We start from the raw sequence: 16,427 nt of genomic DNA, 5'->3' as shown, positions 1-16,427 counted from the left end.
CCCCGCCGGTTCAACGCACCTCGCCCGGCTCCGGCGCGGGCCGGGGAGGCCGAGGCCGGCGCCCCGAGAACCGGTACCGGCTGGTGCGGACGCCGGTCGAGCCGGCTCGGGAGTTCCCGCTCGACGCCGACCAGCGCGCCGTCGCGGAGCACACCGCCGGCCCGCTCCTCGTTCTGGCGGGGCCGGGCACCGGCAAGACCACGACGATCGTCGAGTCGGTGGTGGCCCGCGTGGGGGCGGGCGCCGACCCGGAGTCGGTCCTCGTCCTCACGTTCGGACGCAAGGCCGCCGGCCGTCTGCGCGAGCGGATCACCGAGCGGCTCGGCCGCACCACCACCGAGCCGCTGGCCCGGACGTTCCACTCGTACGCCTGGGGCCTGCTGCGCCGGGACGCCTCGTCGCGGGACGATCGTCCGCCTCGCCTGCTCACCGGGCCGGAGCAGGACGCGCTGATCCGGGAGCTGCTCGACGGCAACGTGGAGGGCATCGGCGTCCGCTGGCCCGACCCGGAGCAACTGCAGGCGCCGCGCGGCTTCGCCGCGGAACTCCGCGACCTGATGCTCCGCGCGTTGGAGCGCGGCATCGACCCGGTCGGCCTCGACGATCTGGGCCAACGGCAGGATCGGGACGACTGGCGGGCGGCCGCCCGGTTCCTCCAGCAGTACTTCGACGTCCTCGAGTTGCGGGACAGCGGAACGACCGCGTCGGGAATCGCCTACGACAGCGCGCTGATCATCCAGGAAGCGGTCAGCCTGCTGCGCAACGATCCGGAGCTTCTCGAGCAGGAACGCCGCGCCCGCCGGTACGTCTTCGTCGACGAGTACCAGGAGACCGATCCCGCACAGCGCGAGTTGCTCCGGCTGCTCTGCGGCGGCGGCCGGTTCCTCGTCGCGGCCGGTGACCCCGACCAGTCGATCTTCGGCTTCCGCGGTGCCGATCCCGGCGGCGTCCGCTCGTTCGTCGATGACTTCCCGACCGCCGAGGGCGTACCGGCGCCGACGATCGTCCTCGGCACCGCGCACCGGGCCGGCCCGACGCTGCAGGAGACCGCCGACCGCGTCGCGACCAGGCTCCGGGGTGGCGTCCGGCAGCGCACGCCCCACCTCGGTCCGGAGACGCCGCCTGCGCTGGCCGACGGCGTCGAGGTCGTGGTCGTCCGCAGCGCCACCCAGGAAGCCGCCTACGTCGCGCACCGGCTGCGCCGTGCGCACCTGATCGACGGTGTGCCCTGGTCGCGGATGGCGGTCCTGGTCCGGTCCGCACCGCGGTCGGCCGGGACGCTCCGGCGCGGCCTGGTGCACGCGGGAGTACCGGTGGAGGTGGACACCGACGAGTTGCCGCTGGCCCAGCAGCGGGGCGTGGCGCCGCTGGTCCGCGCGCTCGGCGTCGCGCTGCACCCGGAGCGGCTGGACGACGCGGCGGCGGTCGGCCTGCTCACCTCGCCGCTCGGTGACGCCGACGCGCTGAGCCTGCGCCGGTTGCGGCAACAGCTGCGGCTGGTCGCGTCCGCCGGTGGGGACACCCGCTCCTCGGCCGAGCTGCTGCCCGAGGCGCTGGCCGACCCGCGGGACCTGATCCCGGTGGACTCGGAGTGGGGTCGGCCGGCCCGCCGGGTCGCGGCCGTCCTGAGCGCGATCCGGGACGCGGCTGCGGTCCCCGGTGCGTCGCCGGAGAGCGTCGTGTGGGCGGCCTGGGAGGTGTCCGGGCTGGGGCCGCGGTGGGAGGAGGAGAGCCTGCGCGGCGGTTCGGAGGGCGCCGACGCCGACGCCGCGCTGGACGCCGCCATGGCGCTCTTCGACCAGGCCGCCAAGTTCGTCGACGGGCTGCCCGGCGCCACCTCGACGATGTTCGTCGACTACCTGGAGCACCTGCGGATTCCCGGCGACTCGATCGCGCCCACCGGCCAGCGCGCCGAGGTCGTCCGGATCCTCACCGCCCACGCCGCCAAGGGGCTGGAGTGGGACGTCGTCGCGGTCGCCGGGGTCCAGGAAGGACTCTGGCCGGATTTGCGGCCGCGCGGCACCGTGCTCGGCTCGGAGGAACTCGTCGATCTGGTCGCCGGCCGCCCTCCCCAGTTGGCCGGCCACCTGTCCGCGCTGCTCGACGAGGAGCGCCGGCTGTTCTACGTGGCGGTCACCCGGGCCCGCCGAGCGCTGCTGGTGACCGCGGTGGACACCGTCGACGGCGAGGACGCCGAGCAGGCGTCCCGGTTCCTGGACGAGATCGACCCGCCGGAGCAGCCGCTCGTCCCACGGGACGACGACGGCGGCCGGCCGCAGGCCGTCGTCCCGCGTCAGCTCACGCTGCCCGCGCTCGTCGCGGAGCTGCGCCGAGCGGTGCTCGACCGCGAGGGCGACCCGGCACGGCGACGCGCGGCCGCCCGCCAGCTGGCGCAACTGGCCGACGCCGGGGTGCCGGGCGCCGACCCGGCCGAGTGGTGGGGATTCGCGCCGCTGTCCGACGCCGAGGCGCTGCGCGGCCCGCACGAGATGGTCGCGGTCTCCCCGTCCCGGGTGGAGGCGTTCCAGACCTGCGCGCTGCGCTGGCTGCTGGAGACCAGCGGAGGCGGGACGACCAGTGCCGCGCAGGGCATCGGCACCGTGGTGCACGACGTCGCCGCCGAGGTCACCGCCGAGCAGGCCGTTCCCGACCTGCAGGCGCTCTCCGACCGGCTCAACGAGCGCTGGCGCCGGGTCGACCTCACCGGCTGGTACGGGCGGAAGCAGCACGAGCGGGCCAACCAGATGGTCGAGCGGCTCGCCGACTGGCTGGCCCGCAACCCGCGTCAGCTGATCGCCGTCGAGCGGGAGTTCTCGGTGGAGATCGGCCGGGCGACGGTCCGCGGACGGGTCGACCGGCTGGAGCGGGACGACGAGGGCCGCCTGGTCGTCGTCGACCTCAAGACCGGGCAGAGCAAGCCGTCGGCCGAGAACATCCCGACCCACCCGCAGCTCGGGGTGTACCAGCTCGCGGTCGAGCACGGTGCGTTCGGCGAGCACGGCACCGAGTCCGGCGGTGCCTCGCTGGTCCACATCGGTATGCCGACCCGCCGGGCCACCGAACAGGTGCAGGAGCCGCCCCGTGTTGCCAAAAAAGGCGCACAGTGGGCCGAACGCCTGGTGCAGGACGTCGCGGACGGGATGGCCGGCAGCGTCTTCGTGGCCACTCAGAACAACTACTGCCGGATGTGCGCGGTCTCCGCGTCCTGCCCGATCGTGTCGGGTCAGGTGACCGATGAGTGACGGTTGGCCCGCGGGCTCGTTCTCCGCGCTGGACATCGCCGAGCGCCTCGGCCTGCCCCGCCCGACCGACGAGCAGATCGCGGTGATCGAGGCGCCGCTCGCGCCGGTGCTCGTGGTGGCCGGTGCCGGCTCCGGCAAGACCGAGACGATGTCGGCCCGGGTGGTTTGGCTGGTCGCCAACGGCCTGGTGCGGCCGGAGGAGGTGCTCGGCCTCACGTTCACCCGGAAGGCCGCGGCCGAGCTGGCCAACCGGGTACGGCAGCGCCTGGGCCAGCTGCGGGCGGTGATGCAGGGCAGCGTCCAGGTGGGCGACCCGACGGTGGCCACCTACAACGCCTACGCCGCCCGGGTCGTCGCCGAGCACGGTCTGCGGGCCGGGTACGAGCCGTCGGCACGCCTGCTCACCGACGCCCGGACCTGGCAGCTGGCCAGCGGCTCGGTCCAGATCTACGACGGCGACATGTCCTACGTCGACTGGACACCGCCGACCGTCTCGACCGCGGTGCTCGACCTCGCCGGTCAGCTCGCCGAGCACCTCCGCACCACCGACGAGCTGGTGAGCTGGACCGAGGCGTTCGTCCGCCGGATCACCGCCCTGCCCAAGGGGCCGCGGCAGCGCAACGACCTGGCGCCGGAGCTGAAGAAGGTACTCGACGTGCAGCGGGCCCGGCTGCAGCTGCTGCCGCTGGTCGAGGAGTACGACCTGCGCAAGCGCCGGGACGAGGTGATGGACTTCGCCGACCAGGTCTCCCGCGCGGCCCGGGTCGCGAGCAACCATCCCGAGGTCGGCCGGGTCGAGCGGGCGCGGTACCGGGTGGTCCTGCTCGACGAGTACCAGGACACCAGCCACGCCCAGCTGGTGCTGCTGCGGTCGCTGTTCGGTGACGGTCATCCGGTCACCGCGGTCGGTGACCCCTGCCAGTCGATCTATGCCTGGCGCGGCGCCAGCGCCGGCAACCTGACCCGCTTCCCCGAACACTTCCCGCGGAAGGCCGGCGACACGCCGGTGCTGCCGCTCACCACCAGCTGGCGCAACGGACCGCAGATCCTTGGCCTCGCCAACGCGCTCTCCGCGCCGCTCCGCGGCACCCCCGGAGCCGGTCCACGGTCGTGGGTGACCGACGCGGTCGCCGGGACGCCGGTGCCCGAACTGCAGGCCGCCCCCGACCGTCCCGACCCCGGCGAGGTGGTCTGCGCGCTGCACGAGACGGTGCAGGACGAGGCGCTCTGGATCGCCCAGCAGATCGCCCCGCGCTGGCGAGCAGGCGGTGAGCGACCGCCGACCGTCGCGGTCCTGGCCCGCACCAGGAACCAGTTCGAGCGGCTGGCCGACGCGCTGCGCGCAGCCGGGCTACCGGTCGAGGTGGTCGGCCTCGGTGGCCTGCTGGCCACGCCCGAGGTCCGCGACCTGGTCGCGACGCTCAACGTCCTGATCGATCCGACGGCGGGCGCCGCGTTGATCCGGTTGCTGTCCGGTGCGCGGTGGCGGCTGGGTCCCCGCGATCTGGACGCGCTGGGGCGCCGCGCCCGTGAGCTGGTGGAGGCCACCGGCGGACCGGGAGAAGACCTCCCGATCGAGAAGGCCGAGGAGCGCAGCATCATCGAGGCGCTCGACGACCTGGGTCCGGCCGAGGCCTACTCGCCGACCGGGTACGAGCGGCTGACCCGGTTCGCCGCTGAGCTGCGGTCACTGCGGCTGCGGGTCAACCAGCCGGTCCCGGACCTGGTCGCCGAGGTCGAGCGGCGGCTCGGTCTGGACATCGAGGTCGGCAGCCGCACGCTGGACGCCGCCGCGCCGGGGACCGCGTCCCTGGCCCGAGCGCACCTGGACGCGTTCGCCGACGTCGCCGCCGACTTCGCCGAGGCGGCCGAGACGCCGACGCTCTCGGCGTTCCTGTCGTATCTCGGGGCCGCCGACGAGCGCGAGCGCGGCCTCGCGCCGGGGCAGGTGGACGTGCGGGCCGGCGCGGTGCAGGTGCTGACCGTGCACGCCGCCAAGGGCCTGGAGTGGGACATCGTGGCGGTGCCCGGTCTCTCCGGCGGCGTGTTCCCGGGCACGGCGAAGATGTCCGACACCTGGAGCCGCGGGCTCGGCGTGCTGCCGTTCGAGCTCCGCGGGGACGCTGCCGACCTGCCGTCGCTGGTGCTGGCCGGAGTGACCGATCAGAGCGAAGCCAAAGCCGCGCTGGCCCGGTTCGGCGACGCGTGGAAGGCCCGGGCGCTCGCCGACGAGCGGCGGCTGGCCTACGTCGCGGTGACCAGGGCCCGTCACGTCCTGCTCTGCTCCGGCGCCTGGTGGGACGCCGGGATCGAGCCCCGCGGCCCGTCCCCGTTCCTGCGCGAGGTGCACGAACACTGTGTCGCGGGAGACGACGGCGGCACCGTCGACGTCTGGACCGACGAGCCGGAGCTGGGGACGGTGAACCCGCTGCTGGTCGCCGGTCGGGTCGCGCCGTGGCCGTTCGATCCGCTCGGCGCCCGCCGGGACGAGGTCGAGGAGGCCGCGGCGCTGGTGGTGGCCGCCGGCAGCGCGGAGGAGACCGAGGCGGAGCGGGAGGCCGGTGCGGCCTGGGCCGAGGAGGCCGAGATGCTGCTGGCCGAGCGGGCGGGGGCCCGCCCCGACGGGACTGAGCCCGACAACTACGTGGTCGAGGTTCCGCTGCCGTCCCAGCTCACCGTCTCGCAGCTGGTACTGCTGCGCCGCGACCCGGACGAGCTGGCGCGGCTGCTGCGGCGTCCGGTGCCGACGCCCCCGGCGCCGCTGGCGCGTCGGGGCACCGCGTTCCACACGTGGCTGGAGCGACGTTTCGGCGCCGACCGCCTGCTCGATCTGGACGAGTTGCCCGGCGCTGCCGATGCCGACCAGACGCCGGACGACGACCTGCCCGCGCTGCAGGAGGCGTTCCTGCGCAGCGAGTGGGCCGACCGGGTACCGCAGCAGGTCGAGGTGCCGTTCGCGACGCTGCTGGGGGGAGCGCGACCCCGGGAGAGCATCGTGCTGCGGGGCCGGATCGACGCGGTGTTCCGCACCACCGACGGCTGGGAGGTCGTCGACTGGAAGACCGGGCGCCCGCCGTCCGGGGAGGCCGCGGTGGCGGCCGAGGTGCAGCTCGCCGCCTACCGGCTGGCCTGGGCGGCGCTGGCCGGCTGCCCGGTCGAGGAGGTGAGCGCCGCCTTCCACTACGTCCGCGCGGTGCGCACCGTCCGCCCGGTCGACCTCCTCGACGAGACCGGCCTGGCAGCGCTGGTCACGGCGCTGCCGACGGTGTCGCGGTAGGTCGTCGGGACAGCTCGACCGTGATCCGGGGGCCGCTCTCGCCGGTCACCCCGAGCCGGACGCCGATCTTCGGTACCTTGACGCCGGCCTGCGGTAGCTCCGGGAACCAGTACTGCCGGCTGTCGTCGAACACCGGCTGCGGACGCTGTCCCCGCAGATAGGACGCCCGGCCGCTGACGTGCAGCGTGAACGAGCGCGGGCGGCGCAGGGAGAAGGGCGCGTCGTAGAGCTGGACCCGGGTGCGCCACGGCTCGCCGTCGATCCGGCGGATGGGGCGCGGATGAGCATCGACGATCAGGTTGCGCCCGGCCCCGGGATGCGCGCTGACGTTGTTGTCGCGCTGGGACGTGTCCCAGTACGTGACCAGCAGACCCTCCTCGTAAGAGAAGCGCTCGATCCAGTTCGGCTTGGTGTCCAGCCAGCCGAAGTTGTACGGGCCCTGCTGCAGGTAGCGGTCGTAGGACCGGGCGGTGCGGTGGGCGGCGAGGTAGTAGTGGTCGCGGTCGGCGACGTGCCGGTCGGTGACCCGCACGAACCCGCCGGACGCCGCCCAGCCCCCGGCGGCGTCCTCGGCGTCTTCGGTAGCGACCGGGTCGCCGCCGACGGCGACGCGGACGTCGTCCACCAGAAAGCCCTGGCCGGCGCTCGCCTGATCGGTCGTGTACCGGAAGCGCAGCCCGATCGAGCGGCCGGCGTACCGGGAGAGGTCGAACGTCGCCGGTTTCCACCCGTTGCTCTTGCCGTCGATGCCGTGGCCCTCGGCGGCCTTCGTGATCGAGCCGGCGATCGCGCGCCAACCGGTGCCGGCGTCCACCTCGACGTAGACGTAGTCACACGGATCGGCCTCGCAGTCCTCGACGTCCCAGTGGGCCCGAAACGTCAGCGTCGCGGGACCGCCCTTCGGAAGGCGGAGACGGCGGGTGAGCGTGGCGTCCAGCTCGTCGTCGGTGCTGCTCCACCAGCTGCGCCGGCCCTGCGGTGGTGCCGGCAGCGGGGTCGTGACCCGCTTCTTCGGCAGGACGACGAGGAGCGCCTGCGGGTCGTCGGTGGTGTACTCGGCCGGGCCCAGCGTGAACCGGCGGGAAGCCCCGGGAACCGCGATCTCGTAGTCCAGCCAACCGAGTTGCAGCTTCTCCCAGGCACCGAGGTCGGCCAGGCGGGTGCCGTTGCCCTCGCCGGGCCGGGAGAGCCTGCTCTGCGACATCAGCGACCACCACTCCATCGGGCTGTCACCGCCGGTCAGGTCGTACGCGTCGGGTAGGCCGAGGTCGTGCCCGTACTCGTGGGCGATGACGCTGACGCCGCCGTTCTCCGGCTGGGTGGTGTAGTCGGCGACCCAGAGCCCGGTCTTGCCGATCTGCGTGCCACCGTCCTTGTTCCGGGGCGGCCCCGCCTTCTTCGCCAGGTTCGAGTAGGCCTTCCAGCGGTGCGACCAGATCGCGTCCTCCCCGTAGCGGGGTTCCTGGTCGGCCTGGTCGCCGCCGGCGTGGATGAGCTGGAAGTGGTCGAGGTAGCCGTCCGGCTCGTCGAAGTCGCCGTCACGGTCGTGGTCGTAGCGGTCCCACCGGTCGTACGCGGCCAGCTCGGCCCGGATCTGGGCGTCGGTGCGGCCGCGGCGGTGCTGGGCGGCGACCCACTGGGCGAGCGCGTCGCGGACCAGCGCCCAGGTGTTGGAGCAGACGCTCCGGCTGCAGGGAGTGCCGTTCGAGCGTCCGTAGCGGGCCTGGTTGTAGCGGACCCGCACCCAGTCGGTTACCTGTCCTTGCACGCTGTACCGACCGGACGACTGGGCCTCGAAGTACGTGCGGAGTGATTCGCCGGGCCCGAAGTACAGCCGCCGGTAGTGGGCGGGGCCGTAGCCGGGTTGCCAGGCCGTCGAGTTGTCTTTCGTCCGGTCCGGGCGCGGGATCTGGTTGTGGCGGGGACCGTCGAACGTCTCCGGGCCGGGGGTCGTCGCGTCGGTGTCGCGGTCGGGGAAGTCGGGGTGGCGTTCGTCGCCGAACTCGACCAGGACGACGAAGATCCGGTCGGTCTTCTCGCGGGCCAACTCGACCCAGTCGCCGGGGCGCCCGTTCTCCCTCGGGTCTTTCGGGTCGAGACGGACCACCGTGCTGGCGCCGCGCTGACGCGGGATCGCCCGGCCGGCGATGACGTCGGCGAGCGCACGCTGACGGAGTGCGCGGCGCTTCTCCTCGCGCGGCGTGAGCAGGTCGTCCTCGACCCCGAGGTTTCGTCTGTCCGCCCGTGGCTCAACGCCACTGGGTTCCGGCTGTGCGACGGCGCGCGGCGCTGGGTGGGTGACCGCGGCCCCGAGCACGGCGACGAGGAGGCCGGCCGCCGTCGCGGCCCGGACCGACAGCTTCCGCACGCCCACCCCCGGCGGTCCGGGCCCGGCCGTTCTGCCGAGCGCCCGTCACCAAGGATTATGGGCGAAATAGATGATTTACCCTATTATCCGCGCCGAGACGGTTCCTAGCTCCGCACGCGGGCGAGGATGACCTCGGCGATGCGTTCCGGAGCCTGGTCGGGGAGCCAGTGACTCAGTCCGGGCAGCTCGACGAACGTGTAGTCGCTCTCGACGAACGTGCCGCACGCCTCCGCCCCGGTACGGCCGAGCGCGAGGTCGCCGTCGCTCCAGACATAGGTCGTGGGGACGCGGACCGGCGCCGCCTCCGCCGACTCCCGGCCGGACATCGCCCGGTACCAGTTCAGCGCCCCGGTCAACGCGCCAGGCGCCTGCAGCGGGCGCACGTACCGGTCGAGCTCAGCCTGGGACACCCCCGAGCCGCCGAACGACTTGCGCAGCAGTCGGGCGTCGAAGGCCAGCAGGGTGCGCTCGGCCACCCAGCGGCGTCGGAAGAACAGCATGTACGCCGACTTGCGCTTCTGCTCCGGGTCGTCCCGTAGCGCGTTCACCAGCGCGTGGGGGTGCGGCACCGACAGCGCGGTCAGCGTGCGGACGCGGTCGGGGTGGCGTCCGGCGAGATGCCAGGCGACCGCGGCACCCCAGTCGTGGCCGACGATGTGCGCCGCCTCCAGGTCCCGCGCGTCCAGCAGCGAGACGACGTCCGCCACCAGGTGGTCCATCCGGTACGCGTCGACGTCCTGGGGCCGCGCGCCGGGGGAGTAGCCGCGCTGGTCGGGCGCGTACGTGCGGTACCCCGCCTCGTGCAGCAGGCGGCTCACCGCGTCCCACTCGCGGGCGTTCTGCGGAAATCCGTGCAGCAGGACCACCGGCTCACCCGAGGACGGGCCGCCGACTTGGACGTCGAACGTCCACCCGTTGGCGGTCCACTGTTCGTGGGTCAGTGCGTCATGGGGCATGCGGCGGTCCTCCCGGCGGTGGTCGCACGTGGTACCCGACAGTACCTACTCCTGCTGATCGGCGGGGAAGGCACAGAACTCATTGCCCTCCGGGTCGGCCAGGATCCACCACCGGATGTCGTCGTCCGGGCGGCGGAGCAGGACCGCCCCGGCGGCGAGCAGCGGCTCGGGATCGGGACCTTCGAGCGTGACGTCCCAGTGCACTCGGTTCTTCACGCCCTTCGGCTCCGGCACCGGGCCGAACACCCAGGCGTCCCACGGGAAGCCCGCAGCACCCTCGATCCAGGCGTACTCCCCGTGCTCGGCCTGCCGCACCTCGCCGCCGACTTGCGCCGCCCACCACGTCGCCTGGGCCAGCGAGTCCCCACAGTCGACGACCAGCTCGAACGGGGCCGCCGGGACCTCGGTGACCGCCGGCGCACCGGGCCTCGGTGGGAACGCGCAGAACAGATTGCCGTCCGGGTCGGCGAGCACCCACCACGGATCGGCGCCCGGCTCGGTGACCACCCGGGCGCCGAGCGCCACCAGCGGGGACGGGTCGGGCTCCGGCAGCCGCAGGTCGAGGTGGACGCGGGTCTTCCCGATCCGGGCTTCCGGAACGACGTTGACCCAGATCTGGGTTGCCCGGGACGCCTCAGGTCTCGCCTCGACGCGGTACCCCGAGCCTGCGCCTTCGGTGAGCGTCGTTCCGAGTACGTCGGCCCAGAACCGGCCCAGCGCTTCGGCGTCGGACTCCGTGGCGTCCACACACAGATCACGAAACCGCGCAATCATGCGCGGCCCGCTGAGAACGACGCTGACGGGCGGCCCCGGCGACTTGAGTATGACCAATACGAGGCGTCGACGGGGCCGCACGCCAGCCCCGCCCTCAGCGGGCTCCAGGTCAGAGCATCGACGTCCATTCAGCCCAGTTTAGTGATCCGATTCTGCGGGCCCGGGGCGATCGGGGTGCCGGCGCCGAGGTAGGCGGTGAGCGCGTCGATGTCGAAGCCCGGTGCGGTCGCCCGCGCGGTGCCCTCGGTGAGGTTCGTGAACCCGTCGCCACCGTTGGCGAGGAAGTCGTTCGTCGTCACCCGGTACGAGGTCGCCAGGTCGATCGGCGCCCCGTTCAGCGTCATCGTGGTGATCCGCGACCCGGCTGCGGCGCGCGTGTCGTACGAGAACGTGAAGCCGGCCGAGACTTGCAGGATCCGCTGCGTGGTCTGCCCGTCGAACCCGACGAACTGCTGCTCGAGCACGTCCTTGAGCTGCTGCCCGGTGAACGTCTGCGTCACCACGAGGTTGTTGAACGGTTGGACGGTGAACGCCTCGCCGTAGGTCACCTGGCCCGGCGCCTCGCCACCAGGGGAGTTCGCGTAGTTCAGCGAGGCGCGGATACCACCCGGGTTCATCAGCGCGATCTGGGCGCTCGCGCTGGTTGTGGTGTACCTCAGCTGGGCGTCGGCGATGACGTCGCCGAGTGCGCTCTCCCCGGCGGCGTTGTTCGAGTTCGTGATGTCCGCGGTGATCGACCCGATCACCTCGTTCGCGATCGGCGCGACCGCGGCGCGGTACTTGTCCGCGACCCGCTTGACCGCCGGGTCGGCCTTGGCCGGGTCGCGGACGTAGGCCCCGCTGGCGTCGGTCTTCCAGGTGCCGTCCGGGTTCCGGACGCCGTTCTCCGCGATGACGTTGCGCGCGGACACGGTGGAGAAGGTGCCCGCTCGCTTGTCGAACGTCGCGTCGATGTCGGTCACCAGCACGCCGTTGGTGCCCGCGCTGGTGACCACGGAGGTCTTCCCGGACGAGTTGGGCAACGCGCAGCTGTAGAAACGGTGGGTGTGCCCGGAGGCCACGACGCCGTATGCCGGATCGACCTTCGCGACGATCGGCGTGATGTCACCGGCGAAGCCCGCGCACCCGGACGGGTCGGCAGTGGACCCGGTCTGGCTACCGCCCTGGTGGATCAGGAGGACCAGCGCGTGGACGCCGCGCTTCTTCAGCTCGGCGGCGTACTTGTTCGCGGTCTCGGCTTCGTCGAGGAAGTCCACGCTGGTGATGCCGGTCGGGTTGACGATGCTCGGCGTTCCTCTGAGCGTCATGCCGACGAAGCCCACCTTGACGCCGCCGACGCTGCGGATCGTGTACGCGGGGAAGATCGGCTTCCTCGTCGCCTTGTCGACGACGTTCGCGGCGAGGAAGCGGAACCTCGCACCGGCGAACCCGTCGCCGTCCTGGCAGCCGTCGGTGGGGTGACATCCGCCGTACTGCAGGCGCTTCAACTCGGTGACGCCCTCGTCGAACTCGTGGTTCCCGACCGCGTTGATGTCCAGGCCCAACGTGGACAACGCTTCGATCGCCGGCTCGTCGTGGAATGCGGCGGAGACCAGCGGTGAGGCGCCGACCATGTCACCGGCGCCGACGGTGAGGGTGGGAGTGCGCCCGGCCTCCCTGCGCAACTTCCGCACCGCGGTGGCCAGGTACTCCGACCCGCCGGCCGGAACACCGTTGACCAGACCCCCGCTGCCGGTCGGCGGGTCGATCGCGCCGTGGAAGTCGTTGAACGACAGCAGCTGGCCGGTAGCCCGCTGGGCCTTGGGCACCTCGCTGGAGAACGCGACCGTCACCGGGCTCAGCGGCGTCCAGGCGTCGGCGGCCGGACCGGTGGTGCCGCTCGGTGCGGCGCCGGCCAGTGGCAGCGCGGCGACGAGGCCCACGGCGAGCACCGAGAGGGCCAGCGACCGGACGGTACGCCGGCGGTAGAGAGGGGTGGACATCACACTCTCCTCGCGGGATGCGTCATGTTGTGGGCGACCTTAGGGGGAACCCTGGCTTCCCATCGCGAACTCCGCATGAATACGTCGACAGGTTCTTAGAGGACCGTTATGCAATTGCTGCCGTAGCGCGAGATCGCGTTCACTGCCCGTAGGGAACGGCGCGCGACGCGACCAATTCGAGAAAAGTCCGTGGATTCGGTCGCGAATTTCGCACTCGTCGACCGATTCTTCGGCCAACTGCGGGAATCGGTGACGAGAAGGTCGTTGGAGAGACGCGGCCGGCCCATCCGCGCGCTACCGAGTGACCGAATCGCGACATTGGTGCGTTGCCCCGGTGACAGTTTCCCGACCGCGGACAGCGCAGACTAGCGCTGTCATGCAACCGACGGCCGTCGCGGAGCGTCCTACCGCGTGAGGGAGTTCCATTCGGCCCGGCGTCGTCCGGGGCCGACGGGAGGTGTCGAGGATGCGCTTGTACCGGCGAGCTCACGCTGCCGGGTGGTCGACGGTGGTGCTCAGCGCTGCCGCGGGCCTGGCGGTGGCGGCCCTGGTCGCGCTGACACCCTGGCAGGTACCCGACATTTCAGGGGCACGTGACCGGGCGGAGTCCGTGAGGGAGAATCAGAGCGTCGAGCGCGGCGTGAACGTCCGGAGCTTCATCGCCGCGACCCGGGACGTCGACGGCGCGGAGTGGTACCGAACCGCCGACTGAGGACGCACGACGCCGCACCCGGGCCGGATCGATGCACGGGAGCGGTGTGGAATGACGACGCCCGGAACGGGCGGGCCCGCCGATGGCGCCGCCCGGAGCGGTGAATCGGCGGGGGCCGACAACCCCTGGGCCCGGCCGTCCGGGGGGAGCGGCGAATCCGCGGTCACCTGGAGACCGCCCTCGACCAGTACGCCCGGCGGGCCGGGGACTTCCGGCTGGCCGGCGTCTTCCCGCGGGTCGGCGTCTTCCGGCGGGTCGGCAGGGGCGGGTGGGGTCGCGCCCGGCGGGCCGGGTCGGTGGACGCGGACCGGGGCGGCGACCGGCTATCCCGTGGGTAGCGGATCGCCCGGCGCGGCGGGGCCTGCCGGTCCCCCCAGCGCCGCCACGACGTCTCCGGTAGCGCGGTGGCTCGTGGCCGGCGGCGTCGTCCTGGTGCTGGGGCTCGTCGTCGTGCTGACGCTCGCCGCCACCGGCGCCTTCCGCAGCGACCGGCCGACCCTGTTCGGACCGGTCGCGGGCGAGGACCCCGAGGCGTCGAAGCCGCCGCTGGCGCGGCTGTGCCCGCCGGCGTCCGAGGACCCGCCGCCAGGTGGGGAGCAGCCCTCGCCGGTGGACGGGCCGCGGATCACCGACCGCGACTCCGGTATCTCGTACCTGCGGCTCGGTTCGCCCTGGCAACTCTGGGACCAGGGCTCCTGGGGGCAGGGAACGCTCGGCGTCGACTTCGGCACCGGCTACTACTTCGTGACCGAGACTTACTCCGGTGGTGACTACCTGGCCTCGGTGCTCTCCGGGAAGGTGCCCGCGACCGTGGGGGACAGCCTCTCGCTGAACCTGCCCTGCGCGGGCCGCCAGGTCGCCGAGGACGTCCGGCGCGCCTATTACCCACAGCCGAACGTCAAGAAGCAGACCCGCGACGAGCAGGTGCTCGTGGGCGGGCGGCCGGCGTGGGTGTCGACGTTCCACCTCTCGTTCGAGGCGAACGGGCTGGAAGCGCGGGGCGAGCAGGTGGCGGTGGTCCTCGTGGACGTCGGCCGTCCGGACGCCGCCGTGCTCTACATCTCGATCCCGGACACCCACCGGCAGTACAACCCGGAGATCGATCGCGTCATCGCCTCGATCCAGCCCGCCTAGCCACCGCCGACGGCACCCGCACGGGGGCATTTTCGGGAAGGCCACCTCGGCGGGCACACGGCAGCGCGCCGGTCGCGGAAGCGACCGGCGCGCGAGCCGTACTGGTCAGTCGCCGGAGGAGCCGGTGTAGAGGCTGTCCAGCTCAGCCTTGTACTTCTCCTCGACGAACTTGCGCCGGACCTTGAGGGACGGTGTGATCTCCCCGTTGTCCACCGAGAGGTCGTGCGGCAGGATCACGAACCCCTTGATCGTCTCCCAGCGGTTGAGCTGCCCGTTCAGCTGGTCGATCCCGGTCTGGACGTGTTCCCGCACCTGCGGGTGGCTCGCCAGCTCGGCCACCGAGAGCGACTCCAGCCCGGCGCCCTGAGCCCAGGCCTTGATCTCGTCCGGGTCGAGCGTGATCAGCATCGTGCAGAAGTTCCTGGTGTGCACCAGCACCTGGCTGACCTGCGGGACGATCGTCTTGAACAGCCCTTCGATGTACGACGGCGCGACGTACTTACCGCCGGACGTCTTCACCAGGTCCTTCTTGCGGTCGGTGATCCGCAGGAATCCGTCGTCGAGCTCGCCGATGTCTCCGGTGTGGAACCAGCCGTCCTCGGACAGGACGCTCTCGGTCTCCTCCGGCAGGTGGTGGTAGCCCCGCATGACGTTGCCGCCGCGCAGCAGGATCTCGCCGTCCTCGGCGATCTTGACCTCGAGGTCGCCCAGCGGCAGGCCGACCGTGCCCAGCTTGAACCGCTCCGGGAGGTTGACGAACGCCCCGGCGGTGGTCTCGGTGAGGCCGTACCCCTCGTAGATCGGGACGCCGGCCGCGTGGAAGAACTCGGCCACTTCGCGGGAGAGCGGAGCGGCGCCGGAGATCATGCCGCGCATCCGGCCGCCGAACCGGGCCTGGAGCTTGCTGAAGACCAGTTTGGTCGCGATCGCGTACTTGACCGCGAGCAGTCCGGACGGCTCCTTGCCCTGCTCGCGCAGCGCCACGACCTCGCGGCCGACGCCGAGCGCCCAGTTGAAGATCTTCCAGGTCGCCCCGCCCTTCTCCTGGGCCATGGAGCGGACACGGTTGTAGACCTTCTCGTAGATCCGGGGGACGCCCGCCATCACGGTCGGCTTCACCACCGGGAGGTTCTCGATGATCTTGTCGACCCGTCCGTCGACGTAGCTCTCAAACCCGATCGTCAGCTGGGCGCAGAGCAGCACCTTGCCGAACGAGTGCGCCATCGGCAGCCAGAGGTACTGGACGTCGCCGTCCTCGATGATGCCGAGGTTCGCCTGGGCGTTCGACTCCCAGATCCAGTTGGCGTGCACCAGCCGGACGCCCTTCGGCCGGCCGGTGGTGCCGGACGTGTAGATCAGCGTCGCCAGGTCGTCGGGGCCGATACCCGCGACCCGCTGTTCGATCAGGGAAGGCTCACCGGCCAGCCGCTCGCTCCCGCGCTCGGCCAGTTCCCCGAGGGTCAGGATCTCGGGGCCGTCGGCTTCCCGGTCGATGTCCGTGCCGTCGATGACGATGATCGCGCGAAGGTCCGGCAGGTCGGCGGCTTTCGCGCGGAACTTGGCCAGCTGAGTGGCGTCCTCCGCGAAGAGGATGCTGCTGCCGGAGTCGGCCAGGATGAATGCGGCGTCCCCGGCCTCGGTGGTCGGGTAGATCGTGGTGGTCGCCCCGCCGGCGCACATGATGGCGAGGTCGGCCAGGATCCACTCCACCCGGGTGCCGGACGCGATCCCGACCCGGTCGCCAGGCTCTACCCCGAGTTCAACCAGCCCGGCGGCCAGCGCGGTGACCTGGTCGGCAGTCTCCTGCCAGGTCAAGCTGGTGGTTCCGACGGTTCCGGGTGCTGCGGTGGTGATCGGCGCGGGCCCGGCGAACGCCCGGCCAGTGGGGTTTTTCGCCACCTGGGCGAGGAAAAGCTGGCCGATCGAGCGGTGCCCGGTGTCCACGGTGACGGTCATTGCTGCGCGCTCCTTCGCCCCCGGCA

At 72.3% G+C, this 16,427-nt stretch carries 9 protein-coding genes; 4 read left to right on the top strand and 5 right to left on the bottom strand.

Annotation, left to right across the window (positions count from 1 at the left end):
* Positions 1 to 83: 83 nt before the first annotated feature.
* Together ABEB28_RS28825 and ABEB28_RS28820 are read left to right on the top strand one after the other, a co-directional pair.
* Positions 84 to 3,242: an ATP-dependent helicase gene (locus tag ABEB28_RS28825; protein WP_425559007.1), complete on the top strand. Its 3,159-nt coding sequence runs from the start codon at positions 84 to 86 to the stop codon at positions 3,240 to 3,242.
* Entirely contained in the window at positions 3,235 to 6,519 is a 3,285-nt protein-coding gene (locus ABEB28_RS28820; RefSeq protein WP_345731382.1) for an ATP-dependent helicase, read from the top strand. Before ABEB28_RS28825 ends, ABEB28_RS28820 begins: the two co-directional genes overlap by 8 nt.
* Here ABEB28_RS28820 and ABEB28_RS28815 read toward each other — a convergent pair.
* The 4 genes from ABEB28_RS28815 to ABEB28_RS28800 form a co-directional block, all read right to left on the bottom strand.
* Positions 6,491 to 8,887, bottom strand: a complete 2,397-nt coding sequence (locus ABEB28_RS28815) for an immune inhibitor A domain-containing protein (RefSeq protein ID WP_345731381.1) — start codon at positions 8,885 to 8,887, stop codon at positions 6,491 to 6,493. The two genes, ABEB28_RS28820 and ABEB28_RS28815, sit on opposite strands and share 29 nt — an antisense overlap.
* A gap of 104 nt (positions 8,888 to 8,991) precedes the next feature.
* Positions 8,992 to 9,843 carry an alpha/beta fold hydrolase gene (locus ABEB28_RS28810; protein WP_345731380.1) on the bottom strand — a complete coding sequence of 284 codons (852 nt, stop codon included), beginning with the start codon at positions 9,841 to 9,843 and terminating at the stop codon, positions 8,992 to 8,994.
* 45 nt (positions 9,844 to 9,888) lie between these two features.
* Positions 9,889 to 10,590 carry a VOC family protein gene (locus ABEB28_RS28805; RefSeq protein WP_345731379.1) on the bottom strand — a complete coding sequence of 234 codons (702 nt, stop codon included), beginning with the start codon at positions 10,588 to 10,590 and terminating at the stop codon, positions 9,889 to 9,891.
* Between the two features lie 155 nt (positions 10,591 to 10,745).
* Positions 10,746 to 12,599: a bifunctional metallophosphatase/5'-nucleotidase gene (locus tag ABEB28_RS28800; protein ID WP_345731378.1), complete on the bottom strand. Its 1,854-nt coding sequence runs from the start codon at positions 12,597 to 12,599 to the stop codon at positions 10,746 to 10,748.
* A 466-nt stretch (positions 12,600 to 13,065) separates the two neighbouring features.
* Here ABEB28_RS28800 and ABEB28_RS28795 point away from each other — a divergent pair, with 466 nt between their 5' ends.
* A complete protein-coding gene (locus ABEB28_RS28795) occupies positions 13,066 to 13,311 on the top strand; it encodes a hypothetical protein (protein ID WP_345731377.1) in 246 nt (81 codons plus the stop codon).
* Positions 13,312 to 13,722: 411 nt separating this feature from the next.
* Positions 13,723 to 14,445 (top strand): hypothetical protein, encoded by a 723-nt coding sequence (locus tag ABEB28_RS28790; protein ID WP_345731376.1) that lies wholly within the window; start codon positions 13,723 to 13,725, stop codon positions 14,443 to 14,445.
* Between the two features lie 105 nt (positions 14,446 to 14,550).
* On the opposite strand, the gene ABEB28_RS28785 is transcribed toward ABEB28_RS28790, so the two are convergent.
* Positions 14,551 to 16,401 carry an AMP-dependent synthetase/ligase gene (locus ABEB28_RS28785; protein ID WP_345731375.1) on the bottom strand — a complete coding sequence of 617 codons (1,851 nt, stop codon included), beginning with the start codon at positions 16,399 to 16,401 and terminating at the stop codon, positions 14,551 to 14,553.
* Positions 16,402 to 16,427 lie beyond the last annotated feature (26 nt).

It is taken from the genome of Cryptosporangium minutisporangium (assembly GCF_039536245.1).
Taxonomy (GTDB): domain Bacteria; phylum Actinomycetota; class Actinomycetes; order Mycobacteriales; family Cryptosporangiaceae; genus Cryptosporangium; species Cryptosporangium minutisporangium.
The sequence above is the reverse complement of the archived record's forward strand: the minus strand, read 5'-3'. Positions and strand labels throughout refer to the sequence as shown.